The organism is Microbulbifer litoralis, from assembly GCF_023634065.1.
In the GTDB taxonomy this organism is placed as follows: domain Bacteria; phylum Pseudomonadota; class Gammaproteobacteria; order Pseudomonadales; family Cellvibrionaceae; genus Microbulbifer; species Microbulbifer litoralis.
On record NZ_JALKCV010000003.1, the window covers coordinates 166,646 to 178,984 of the forward strand.

Consider the following 12,339-nt stretch of genomic DNA (forward strand, 5'->3'; position numbering starts at 1 on the left):
ATGTAGACTCTAGAAAACACATATAGGTATCTAAGTACACTGAACAGCCTCCTAGTGATAGCCCCAGCCGTCATCGTCGCAGAAGTCATCCTCAGGCAGCATTTCTGGCTTACCATCAACTATCTTTCGATCCTTAAAATTATGCTCAATCCGGGCCACTTCGTGAACTACCAGCGTGTTTGGCTTAATGCGGATGGCGGAATCCTCGATCATAAAATCAATCGCACTATGATTTTCATTCCTCAGTACATGTGGGAAGAGCACTATATTCTGCCCGCCTTCTCGCTGAACTGATTTAAAGATGATTCCGTCCACTCGAGGGCTTGTGCGCCGAGCCAGATACTCAGACATGGCCTGAGTGGGTAGATACTCGAACTCATCGCCATCCAATACCGGCTGAGCAATCAGCCAGTGCAGCTGGCGAAGCAATTGCATATGTACCAGCCTATCCAAGTAATCATCATCAAACATGCTCTCAATGCGTTGATGATGCGCCCGTGAGAGTAAAGTAAGGTCCAGCAGTCGAATCGGCTCAATTAGCTCAAATTCAGAAGAGATGATTTTTTCAGATATTGACGGGCGCAGCTCGGCCACACATGTTTCACGATCTGCTGCCCCATAGAAATAGCTGATCCCCTTCGGATTCATACGTCCCTCTGCGGCCAAACGATCAGGCGGATTACTGAGTTCTGTGTCGGGCGACTTAATGATTTCAGACTGGGTCACAGAGTTTCCAACCTTCCTTGCTCGAAAGACCGCCAAGGACCCAGGTTCAAACTCCCGAACGACTAACTTACCAGCATCAATTCTTCCCTGTATTGGCAGTGGGACATCCATTGAGATCTCAGGAACGCGAATTTCGTTCAAGTTAGTAAAAAGCTTATCGAAAAGCTCTATCGCCCTCGAATTGAAATATCGAGTATGGTGCTTGAGGTCCAACACGAAGTTATTCCAGCGCTCTTCTCCTTCTGCATGGTCAAGCTTGCGCTTCTGATAAAGCTGGCAGTCATCTACAAGAGGTTCTCCTCCCTGCATCACCTCATATTGATCCCCGCGTGACATGAGCTCTATCAATGACTTAGTAACATCTTCCTCTTCAACTTTGCACTGAATAATCTCACCGATAAGAAGCTCCGGTTCATCGCCGACCTGTTCATATTCAGGCTTATCAGAGTCAGAATAAAACACAGGTCGTTCAGCACCGATATGGAACCACTCACGCCATATTCTCTCAAGCCAGTCCGCTAGTTGATCGAAGCGGACAGCGTACTCAGCTTCTTCTTCGCAGACATTGCACAGCCCATTTATGCCATGCTGTCGGATTTTGTTTTTCAGCCCAGGATCTTCCGTACACTCACTGCAAAACAAAGATTCTTCTTCATATACTTCCATCATCTATAGAACCATATCTTCTTGCTCAGACAGACGGATCATAGCACCGTTGTGCACTATTCTCGTATAGGTTTAGCGATAAAAATCGATGAGTATTCATTTATATAGCAAAGTTACTGTATCAGCGATTTCTAGTATTGCTGTTTGGAACAGCTCTGCTTTATTCACTCGTCTACTGGGAAATTGAACAACATTCTTTTTTCTAAAGAATCCAGCCGTACGATGAGATCAGATCTTTTAGTAGCCGATCAGATCGGTTTTGGATCGATACATATATTTAATTGTTATCCCGATGAATTGCACTAGCCTTGTAGGCTTGGTAAGCGGCACTGGCTGCTGTCTTTGATGTTCCCAGTACAGTCGAGAAAGTTTTTTTCGTTAGCGGAAAATTGTTTTCTTCTATGTATTTCCCAGCATTAATCATTTCTTCAGTAGTTGGAATGTAGACTCTATGATCGAGTCCTGTATCAATAACCTTCGATAACCAAAATGGACTGTTGAGAATATTGTCAGAAAATGCAGATCTAGAAATCCCGGTCGACTCACAAAACTCTATGAACCTTTGCGGCCACTCTTCAATTAGCCAGGAAACGGCCAACAAACAATGTAATCTTTCAGGGGCAGGTAAATATTCCAAGCTCATGCCCCTCTTACGATCTACGTAACTTAAATCTAAGCCCAATTCATCTTTAATTTTCTTCCTTGCCAACTTGCCTCTATGCCCCAATATAGCACTCGCAATAAAATGCAACCCAGAATAGAATAGAGGTGCGCATGGTATAACATTGTTGTCAATGCCCCATAGTTCAACAATAAAATCTCTAATAATAGAAATATATTTATTGATTATACTGCGTTCTGTAGTCTCGAAGTAGACTGGCTCTACGCCACTTAGATCCGTGTGGCAGTTGTAACAATTTTCTATTCCATCTATCGGAAAAGATAACCCTCTTTTCCCTATTCCATTTCTATGAAAAGACACTGATGCTTTGCATTCAGGACATCTATCAAAGAGTAGACATCTATGTTTTTCGCACATAGAGAATAATGCCAACCTCCAGCGTTTTCTATAGAAAGTATCCTCAGAGAGACACTCAGGGCAGAACTGTAATCCGGCTCTTTGACGCTGGCGATGATAAATACCTAACGGCAAAATCCATCTTGAATTTCCATTAACAGTCATTGAATCAAAGAGATATCCTTGATAATCGGACAGCGTTAGCTGCTTAAGCCTCTCTAATGCTTGTCCAGTATTTATTGCCAAAACCTCCAACAAACCGTCTGGCTGGTGTCGATCTAAATCTACATTCCACAGTGGCAATTTATATCCGAGTAAAGTCGAGTAGAAAGAATGAAGAAAGTAACCATTACTGAAAGCTAGTCGCACCATCCACGACGACAGTAATTCATCTTCCTTAGGCTGAGGATGGACAGGTAACACATTTATACTCTGGACGCTTTCAGCTTTCTATCACTGGGCGGGGTATAGTCACAACCATCTAAAATTTTATCTGATATTTTTTCTTTACCCTTCTCGACTGCATATATTGCTGCTGAATTTAGTAAACTTGAGATCTCGCCAATTGAACCCTCTGTCATAGCCAGTATTTTCCCTGCCAGAACTGGATCATAAATCTTGGATTGCTCTTTAAGTGGCAAGAGCGACTCGAAAGAAGCCAACAACTGCCTATACTCACTATTCATTCTCCACGCAGATAGAACTTCTGGTATAAAGCGATTTTGAATTTGTGGATCAACGCTTACTGCACGAAGTAGATCACCAGTTCCACATCCAACAATAGAAATTTGTAGTTTGTTGCTCAAGTACTTAATCATATTTAAAAACTTATGCTGCCCAACAGACGCGCCAGCCAGCATATTGTGAAGCTCATCAATGATTAACACCTTAACTTGGATTTCCCCCAGAATATGGACTACTTTCGCACGTTTTGCATCAACAGAAGATGCTGGAACCGTTTCAAACAAGCCTGTCAGTATTTCTGAATAGAACCCGCCCTCACTGGGTGACGGAGGGGATTCAACATAAATAACCGGAGCAACGATGTGCTCACCACCTGGATTTTCAGAAGCCAAATGTTGCCTGGCAAAATGTTTTACTATCTCCGTCTTTCCATTATTTGTAGCGCCGACCAACAACATATTAGGCATTCTGGAAACCCTTGGGTGATGAAGTAAATCATCAAGTTTCGCCAATATTTCCTGCGCCTTAGGATAACCAATCCAGCGGGGTTCTTTCAGCCATTTAATCCTTTCACCTTTCTCCCTCACAACGATATCTCTTACACTGGGGTGTAGGTGTGAAAGTGGCATACTCATTCCCCCCCCAGCTGAATATCCGAAAATGGCTTTATCTCCTCACCTTCCTCACCGGGATCATTATCGATAGCCACTTCTTTATGTTTATTATCTTTTTTAGGGTGCACACCTTCCCACCCAAGCCGGCGGGCAGCCATTCGCCTCTTCCGTTTCTCAGAAGCCCGTTGCTGTCTAGCAAGGCGAGTTTTTTCTATCGCCTCCTCCTCGACCTCTCGCATCTTTCTTATTCCTTCAAAAATAATATTTTCATCAATATGGTTATATTCCTCTTCATTTAATTTTTTCATAACAGCCCTTAGCTCCCACAAACTAATGGCCGGCCTCGTATTATTAAGGTAAGGTATTTGGCAGTAGGTGTTTGTCGTGGGATCAAGAAAGTATACGATGCTTATATCCCTAGGATCTCTAGCAAATATGAAGCTTCTTGACTTGTTATTTTTATCAGAACTTCCCACCCACTTTCGAAGAACCGGGGAGTAGTATTTAACGCGATCAATAGTAACCCCGTCACGCTGAATGGTTCTTTCAACGTAGGGAGTGAAATTTAATCTAAATGTTTCTTCATCATCTATAGGAGCTGGAAGACCAATTCCTGGTTGATCAGCAGTTCCGTGAACATACTTCTGATATAGCTTTATTGGCGCTATGCTATTAATTCCTTTGTGTGGCCTATGGTGATAACAATAAACAATAAAAATTGTAAACCACAGCTCCAACTCAGATAGAGTTATACAAGCCTTCCCTTCGGAGTTATACCCCATCCGGTCTTTGACACTAGAGAACGTGGTTCCGGGCAAGTCATGACTTTCTTTCATGAAGGTACGGAAAGCCCTTTCTACATGGGGTCCGTAGTTGGGCTGCCCCTTAGGTCTGTGTTCTATAATTATCCCATATTCTTTGCACGCTCTTTCTAGCATTTTTCCTCGAAACTCTTTCGCATTATCTACATGAATCATCTCCATTCTTCCATAAATTGGCCATTCTGAATGAATATCTCGCTTAGCCAACCAGTGCTCTTTTCTCATAACTGCATGCGCAATACACAAACCAGCCGAGGATGCACTTGGTGGATCAAGAGTCATCCTAAATCCGGAAATCATCTTTGTTGCCACATCGATTGCTATCGTTAGGTATGGTCTTCCAATAGGAAGCCTGTGCTCTTCATCTACAATAATTACATCTACGGGCGTGTGATCTATTTGAACTATCGCATTTGGAAATTTTCCACCAGGGAACTGCCCCTTTATTGGCTCATACTTTTGTTTAGCAGGCTTCGGGCCATAGCGCTTTCTCATGTGCTCCTTCTCATCTATTTCTCGCGCTCTGGCATATACAGTATTTTTGTGTGGAGGCTCTAAATCTAGTTCTCTGCATTCATTTTTTATTAGCCTATGTAATTTAATTACAGATGGACGCTCTCTCTTCAAGTAATAGCTTTCGATGAAAATTTCTATTATTTCTTCTACTTCTTTTGATAGTTTTGTTTGACCTTTGTCAGATCTCTCCACTCTTAACAGAGACGAAACCAACCCGGTTTCTTCAAACCTATTTATCCATCTGTATATGGTCGTTATGCTTTTTCCCGCTTTATCGGAAATTATTTTTACGTCTTCTGCCGTTCTTCCTCTTTTATCTAGTAAGGGTTTTATAAGTTCATATCGATCAACAGCTTTATCCCACTCCTTTTCCCCAGCTAAGAGATGTGCTGCTTGCGAAGAATGGACAGTTGAAGACGGAGACAATGAAATATCTTTGATGCTAGCTATTTCTGTTTTTTTCTCATCTACTGTCCGGATTATCACTTCAGAAAAGCCTTTTAGCTCTAGTACAATAGCGGCCTCATTTCGCCAGTAAATCAGCTGACCTGGTCTTATAGTTTTCATTTCATGTATCCTCCACTGGCCAAAGGGGAGTGCGCATATTCAGAGGCTTGTTTAGGTCACATCCAATTACCCCCATACCAACCAAACGCCATATCAATGGAATCATGCGGGCTCTATTATTCCGGTCCTTACACAATGCGCAGAGAAGTAAATCAGGGTCAGCCTCATCCAGATCCCATAAAATTTTTAATATATGAGCCGTCATTTCTTCTGAAACTTCTCTATCATGGAACGATCTTAAAAATTTCACATTGTCTAGATAAGGAGTTCTTATTTCTCTCTCTGTGAATACCTGAAAGCGCCAACCACGATTGAAGCACTCCGCTTTCGCTGCTCGAAATTTAGGCAATAGATTTTTCCAGTCATCTCGGAAGGCTTGTCTGAACTTCACTTCATATAAGACGGGCAACTCTCCAGAGGTACGGTCGAAGTAAATTAAACCATCGGGTGTGTAATGAGATAGGCGCCCATCCCTACCGACATAGTCAATAGTAAGAGGCTGAGCTTTGAAGTTTGAGACCAGTGGATCAAACCTCAGTATCTCCATTAGGTCTCTCTCCAGCGAGGATTCATAACGTCCCTTTCCGGGTACAAGGCCTGATACACTGCGATTGGTAATGCCTATTTTTCGAACAGGCTCATGCTTGAGTATGGCGCTCATTTTCACTTACCTATGTAAACTGGAACCATATTGGCATTTTTCAATGTATCTTACAGCGGCGGCAGCAACCCGCGCCCGGGGGAAATTTCCCTGGCCCACCGCGGTGTGCTGTTTCTCGACGAGATGCCCGAGTTCCCGCGCCACGCACTGGAAATCCTGCGCGAACCGCTAGAAAACGGCGAGGTGCGCATTTCCCGCGCCCGCGCGCAGGTCACCTTTCCGGCCCACTTCCAACTGGTCGGCGCCATGAACCCCTGCCCCTGCGGCTACCTGGGCGAAGCCCGCTGCCGCTGCACCCCGGACCAGATAGACCGCTACCGCAACAAGCTTTCCGGGCCGCTGCTGGACCGCATCGATATGCAGGTGGAAGTGGCGAACATGACCGCCAGCCAGCTGCAGGATGCACCGGCGGGCGAATCCTCGGCGGTGGTCCGCGAGCGGGTCATTAGCGCGCGCGATCGACAGCGACAACGGCAGGGAAAAATCAATGCGGCCCTTCAGGGGGCGGAACTGGATCGCTATTGTGCGCTGGGGAAAAACGAGCAGGCGCTGTTGAGACAGTCGGTGGAACAGCTGGGACTCTCGGCACGCAGCTATCACCGGGTGTTGAAGGTTGCGCGCACGCTGGCGGATCTGGCCGGTGAGGAAAAAATCGGTGCGGGGCAGATTGCCGAGGCGCTGGCGTATCGAAACCTGGACCGGCGGCAGGTGCCGGCGTAGGGTACACCCTGCCGCCGGGCGATTGCACCGGCCGTCCGTTGTTCAGCCCGCTTTCTTTGAGCGCTCTTCGGCCAGCTGTCCATCGAGTTTCTTTTCCGCACTGTCCGCATAGGCGGTGCAGCTGACACTCTCCCGCTGTACCGCCTCCTCACCGTATTTCCAGCCGCTGGCCCCCGGGTGCGGCGTCAGCAGCAGGTCGCAGGGCAGCCCGCGCACCGTTTCGAAGGTCGAACGATAATCGTCGACGATATGCGGATAGTGCGGATTGTCGAGCAGCTGGTAACCGGGCGCGGTCAGGCTGTCCACATAGGCAACCTCCACCGTTTTGCCACCGCGGCGGTCGCGCCAGGTCCAGGCCAGGCTGCCGGGGGTGTGGCCGGGAATAAAATGGGCTTTCAGGGTCAACGCCCCGAGCGTTACCTCTTCACCGTCCTGCAGCAGGCGGTCCGCCTGCACCGGTGGATAGACGATACCATCGCCGAAGTGGATATCGTCGGCGCCGCCGCGGGCCAGCAGTGCGGCCGATTCGGCATTGCTGACCAGTCGCGCGCCGGTGACGCGCCTGATCGCCGCCAGCGGGCCGGCGTGGTCGCTGTGGGCGTGGCTGTGCAGGATCAGTTTCAGGTCGTCCGGCGCCACCCCCAGTTTTTTCATATTTGCCAGCAGGTGGTCGGCGGCCTGCGGCATGCCGCCGTCGATCAGGATGGCACCGTCTCCGGTTTTCAGCAGCAGCGCCGTCAACTCGGCGGTACCTATCTGCCAGGTGTGATCGGCGACCTGCAGCGGCGCTACCGGCTGGCGCCAGGCCTCGGGGACCTGGTAGGCCTGCAACTGGGGAAGCGGTGCGTATTCCCTGGCTTGCGCAGATACCAGTCCACTCAAGGTCACGGTTATCAGTAGCGTTATTTTTTCAATCACTTTTGTATCCGTTGTTATCAGAGGCAGATCTTTGTGTAGCCTGGATGCAGGCGCGCAGCGCCGGAATCCAGGGGTGGCGGCACGGACTCCCGGATTGCGCTGCGCTTCATCCGGGCTACGGCCGCAATCCAATTCCGATCAGATCGGCGGAGGATCGGAGATATTCAGTGTATCCGCATAGGCAAACAGCGCCGGCGCACCGCCGGTGTGCCAGAAAAGGATGCGATCTTCACTGCCGAATTTCTTTTGCCGCAGCAGGTCGATCAGGCCGGCCATGGCGCGGCCGGTGTAGACTGGGTCCAGCAGTATGCCCTCGCTGCGGGCCATGAATTCAATCGCCCGGCGCTCGGCATCGCCAACCACACCGTAGCCGCCGCCGACATAGTCGCCGTTCAGCTGCAGGTCGCTGTTGTCGAACTGGAATTCACCGCCGATCAGCGTCGCGCTGCGGTTGGCGAGATCGAGAATATGCTGATCAAAGGGCGTACCGCCGCTCTCGTCCTTGTCGATATTGATCCCGACAATTTCACAGTCGAGCTCCAGCAGTTTTCTGCCCAGCATCAGCCCCGCGTGGGTGCCGCCGGAGCTGGAGGCGAAGACGATATGGCTGAAGGCGAGATCGTACTCGCGACACTGGCTGTCCAGTTCTTTCAGGGCGGCGACAAAGCTCAGCGCGCCCAGCTCACTGGAACCGCCGTAGGGCACCACATAGGGCTTCTTGCCGGCGCTTTTCAGATAGTCGACGATCTGCGGAATATCCTCGCCCTTGCGGTGCTCACCGGTCCAGTGGATATGGCAGCCGAACAACTGGTCCAGCAGCAGGTTGCCGCCGGCGGTTTCCGGTTCCTGGCCACCGAGTACCAGGTGGCACTCGAGCCCCAGCATCGCCGCCGCGGCCGCGGTCTGGCGGCAGTGGTTGGACTGCGCCGCGCCGGCGGTGACGATGGTGTCGGCACCCGCGGCCAGCGCGTCGCCGAGGATAAACTCCAGCTTGCGGGTCTTGTTGCCGCCCAGCGCCAGGCCGGTCTGGTCGTCGCGCTTGATATAAACCTGCGGGCCACCGAACCGTTCCGTGAGCCTGCGCAGCGGCATCAGCGGTGTCGGAAAAAATCCCAGGCATTGCCTGGGCAGCTGATCGGTCGGCATTGTGTGCCTCCGTCTATTGGTTTGTCCGCCACTGCGCGGCCGTCAGCCGGTAGAGGCAGTGGCGCCGCAGCGGGCTGTCCGCCGGCAGCAGCGGATGCTCGAAGGTCTGCGGCATCTCGCGCATCTGCAGTCGCTCCATGACTTTGCGCGAAGGCGCATTCTGCGTCACGGTAAAGGAGACGATTTCCGCCAGCTGCAACTCATTAAAAGCCACACGCACCGACTCCCGCGCCGCTTCCACCGCATAGCCACGCCCCCAATATTCCCGCGCCAGACGCCAGCCGATCTCCACACAGGGGGCAAACGGCAGTTCCGCCGGCGCGTGTTTCAGGCCGACGAAGCCGATAAAGGCGCCGTCTTCGCGGCGCTCGACGGCCCAGAATCCCCAGCCGTTTGCATCGATATGGGCGATCTGGCGATCCACCGCGGCGTCGCTGGCGGCGCGGTCCAGAGTCGAGGGAAAATACTCCATCACCTGTGGGTCGGCACACAGGGCGGCGAAAGGCTCGCGGTCCGCGTCGCGCCACTGGCGCAACAGCAGTCGCTCGGTTTGCGGTTCGATCAATCGGTACATGTTTATCCAGTGCCGTTGGAATTGTCGGTGCGCGGGGCAACCATATAGTCGCAGAGATCCAGCCACTCCATGGATTCCGGGTAATCCGCCTCTTCGAAGCCGAGCTTCCGGTACAGGGCCCTCGCACCGGGATTGTCTTTCAATACAAACAGCGAGCACTCGCCGACGCCCAGATCCGCACAGCCGCGCCGCATCAAGATCGCGACCAGCGCTCTGCCGACGCCGCTGCCGCGGCGCGTGGGCGAGACGATCAGGCGACCCAGGTGGCAGCGGCCGAGCCGCGGGTAGTACTGCCCGAAGGCGAGCAGTTCGTCGCCATCGACCAGCATATGGCCCGCCATTTCGCCCCAGCGGCAGTCCTGCCGAAAGGTCTGCTCACTGAATGGATAGCGGAATCGGGGCCCGCCCCACTGCCGGCAGGCGCGCCCGTCCGGCAGCCAGCCCATCAGGGTGCGCAGATGATCTTCCGTCGCCGTCACCAGTTCCATCAATTACCTCAGGGTTTGCGGCGGCTTGCTGCCAGCCATTTATCCAACTGGTCGGCAAACGCCTTGCGGTCCTGCTGGTTCAGTGCCGGCGGACCGCCGGTGTGCAGGCCGCTGGCGCGCATGGTGTCCATGAAATCGCGCATGTTCAGGCGCGCGCGGATATTCGCTTTGGTGTGGCGCTCGCCGCGCGGGCTGAGGGCGGTGGCGCCTTTGTCGATCACCTCCGCCGCCAGCGGGATATCGCTGGTGATCACCAGGTCGTCGGCCTGGCAGCGCTGCACGATTTCGTTGTCGGCCACATCGTAGCCGGACGATACCTGCATCGATTTGATAAAGCGCGACGGCGGCACGCGCACCGGCTGGTTGGCCACCAGCGTCATCGGCGTTCCGGTGCGCTCGGCGGCGCGGAACAGGATTTCCTTGATCACTACCGGACAGGCGTCGGCGTCGACCCAGATTGTTGCCATCAGTGTTGTACCTCGTCGGCTCGGTCGGGCGGTGCTTTTTCGTCGCATTTCCGGCAGTCGAGCCGCTGGCCGAGCATGGATTCGCGCCCGGCTTCGGTGATGACCCAGGGGCGGTTCTGCCAGGGCGGATCGTGGCGCACATGCTGGTTGTGGCCGCAGGCCAACTGCGCCACCCAGTGGTTTTCGTCGTCGCGGTGGTAGCCGGTGATGGGTTGTTGCATGGGGCTGGCCGGACGGGAATTTGTGGGGAGTTATAGCGAATCGGGGGCGGGTTGTATATGGGCGGGCCTGCGGCCCGCCTTGCCGAGCTGGAGCTCGGCGCGCCCAGGGGATCAGTTCTCGGTGGCTTCGGCGGCGGGACTTCCACTGCGGCGGAGGCGGGGCAGGTTGCCGTTGACCGCCACCAGCAGGAAGGCGGCCACGGCGATGGCGATCCAGACGTCGAACATCGCCAGTATGTAGCCGATCACCAGCGCGCAGACCATCTCCAGCGGCTTCTTCACCAGCGGTGCCGCCACCATGAAACAGGCGAAGGCGGTCAGTGCCAGGGTCAGCATCAGGGCGATACTCATCAGCGGCTTGATCAGGCTGATCATGGGCCAGCAGACGTAGATCAGCGGAATGCCGAAACAGTAGTAGGAGGCGATGCCGCTGCGCAGGTCCGCCATCTTGTCGCGGCCGGACTTCCACACACCGACCACCACCGCATGCACGCCGGTCCAGAGCACGCCCTGATACGGGAACAGCGGCGCCAGCACCGCCGAGACGCCATTGCGGGCCGCCAGATTCAGCTGGGTGCGCTCGAAGTTGGTGTCGATGGGATCGTCCGGGCGCGCGTCCTGGGCGTTGCGGATCATCTCCGTGCCGGTGACAAAATCGCCGAACACGATCACATAGGCCACAAACGCCAGCGGCAACACCTGCAGGTACATGGCCAGCGGTGGCCAGCCGATATACAGCGGCGAAGCTTTGGCCATCATGTCGCCCATCGGCGGTATCAACCAGCCCCACTGGATATCGAACTGAACCTCACCCACCGCCATACCCACCAGTGCGGCGGCGACGAAACCCGGCAGCAGGCCCAGGGTACAGATGGAATCGACCAGGCGACTGCGGGCGCGCAGCTGCTGGATGGGGGCGGAGAAGGTAAACAGTAGCGCCACCGCGAGGGCGGTGCAGGCGCTGGCCGGGTGCGTCTGGAACAGCTCCGCATCCTTGACGAACACCCGATCCATGGCCGAGATGGCGGCACCGAAAATGATCGCCGCCTTGAGTGTGGCCGGTATCGCCGCCATCACCCGCCTGGACAGCCCCGTAAGGCTGAAGAACACCGAGATCGCGGCCAGGCAGAGCGACAGGGCCGTCATCGCCTGGAACCGCTCCGGCCCCTCGGGATAGCTGCTGACGATAAAGGTCAGCGCCAGCGGAAAGGCCGGTGTCAGCATCCCCGGCGCGAAGGTTTCACCGAAAAAGACGAAGGAGGCCGCGAGCAGCGAGTTGGCGACCAGGATCAGTGCCACCGCCTCCTGAAAATTGAGCCCGAAGTAGCCGATCATCACCGGCGCCATGATCATGCTGGTGCCACCGGCCACCACCAGGCCCTGGATCACCTGGGATGGCACAAATTTCAGGTGCAGGAAGGGGACACAAAAAGTGAAGGGGCCCCATCGCCAGCCGCGGGGCGGGTTCGGAGTATCGTTCATCGCTGTCTGCCTCTGCTTATTATTGTCGGGGTACCGCAGTAGTCAGATTC

General features: G+C 53.2%; 12 protein-coding genes and 1 pseudogene. 1 reads left to right on the forward strand and 12 read right to left on the reverse strand.

Translation table 11 applies throughout. The features are described from left to right. Positions 1 to 51 precede the first annotated feature (51 nt). The 5 genes from MWN76_RS06410 to MWN76_RS06430 form a co-directional block, all read right to left on the reverse strand. Complete coding sequence (locus MWN76_RS06410) at positions 52 to 1,395, reverse strand: RES family NAD+ phosphorylase (protein ID WP_250460311.1); 1,344 nt, start codon at positions 1,393 to 1,395, stop codon at positions 52 to 54. A gap of 274 nt (positions 1,396 to 1,669) precedes the next feature. After that, complete coding sequence (locus tag MWN76_RS06415; RefSeq protein WP_345780056.1) at positions 1,670 to 2,833, reverse strand: TniQ family protein; 1,164 nt, start codon at positions 2,831 to 2,833, stop codon at positions 1,670 to 1,672. Between the two features lie 2 nt (positions 2,834 to 2,835). Further along, positions 2,836 to 3,723, reverse strand: a complete 888-nt coding sequence (locus MWN76_RS06420; protein WP_250460312.1) for a TniB family NTP-binding protein — start codon at positions 3,721 to 3,723, stop codon at positions 2,836 to 2,838. A 2-nt stretch (positions 3,724 to 3,725) separates the two neighbouring features. Continuing rightward, positions 3,726 to 5,612, reverse strand: a complete 1,887-nt coding sequence (locus tag MWN76_RS06425; protein ID WP_250460313.1) for a Mu transposase C-terminal domain-containing protein — start codon at positions 5,610 to 5,612, stop codon at positions 3,726 to 3,728. Position 5,613: 1 nt separating this feature from the next. Continuing rightward, positions 5,614 to 6,273 (reverse strand): TnsA endonuclease N-terminal domain-containing protein, encoded by a 660-nt coding sequence (locus tag MWN76_RS06430; protein ID WP_250460314.1) that lies wholly within the window; start codon positions 6,271 to 6,273, stop codon positions 5,614 to 5,616. A gap of 57 nt (positions 6,274 to 6,330) precedes the next feature. Here MWN76_RS06430 and MWN76_RS06435 point away from each other — a divergent pair. After that, positions 6,331 to 6,993: pseudogene (locus MWN76_RS06435) on the forward strand (ATP-binding protein); the annotation flags it as partial. A 42-nt stretch (positions 6,994 to 7,035) separates the two neighbouring features. On the opposite strand, the gene bla reads toward MWN76_RS06435, so the two are convergent. From bla to MWN76_RS06470, 7 genes are all read right to left on the reverse strand, one after another. Then, positions 7,036 to 7,908: a subclass B3 metallo-beta-lactamase gene (bla, locus tag MWN76_RS06440; protein ID WP_425606605.1), complete on the reverse strand. Its 873-nt coding sequence runs from the start codon at positions 7,906 to 7,908 to the stop codon at positions 7,036 to 7,038. Between the two features lie 141 nt (positions 7,909 to 8,049). Next, a complete protein-coding gene (locus MWN76_RS06445; protein WP_250460317.1) occupies positions 8,050 to 9,057 on the reverse strand; it encodes a D-cysteine desulfhydrase family protein in 1,008 nt (335 codons plus the stop codon). 13 nt (positions 9,058 to 9,070) lie between these two features. Continuing rightward, positions 9,071 to 9,631, reverse strand: coding sequence for a GNAT family N-acetyltransferase (locus MWN76_RS06450; protein WP_250460320.1), 561 nt, complete (start codon positions 9,629 to 9,631; stop codon positions 9,071 to 9,073). A gap of 2 nt (positions 9,632 to 9,633) precedes the next feature. Next, positions 9,634 to 10,119, reverse strand: coding sequence for a GNAT family N-acetyltransferase (locus tag MWN76_RS06455; protein WP_250460322.1), 486 nt, complete (start codon positions 10,117 to 10,119; stop codon positions 9,634 to 9,636). An 8-nt stretch (positions 10,120 to 10,127) separates the two neighbouring features. Further along, complete coding sequence (locus MWN76_RS06460; protein WP_250460324.1) at positions 10,128 to 10,586, reverse strand: YaiI/YqxD family protein; 459 nt, start codon at positions 10,584 to 10,586, stop codon at positions 10,128 to 10,130. Further along, complete coding sequence (locus tag MWN76_RS06465; protein WP_250460326.1) at positions 10,586 to 10,807, reverse strand: DUF3565 domain-containing protein; 222 nt, start codon at positions 10,805 to 10,807, stop codon at positions 10,586 to 10,588. The genes MWN76_RS06460 and MWN76_RS06465 overlap by 1 nt, the downstream gene beginning before the upstream one ends. 111 nt (positions 10,808 to 10,918) lie before the next feature. Then, entirely contained in the window at positions 10,919 to 12,289 is a 1,371-nt protein-coding gene (locus MWN76_RS06470; RefSeq protein ID WP_250460327.1) for a hypothetical protein, read from the reverse strand. Positions 12,290 to 12,339: the final 50 nt, after the last annotated feature.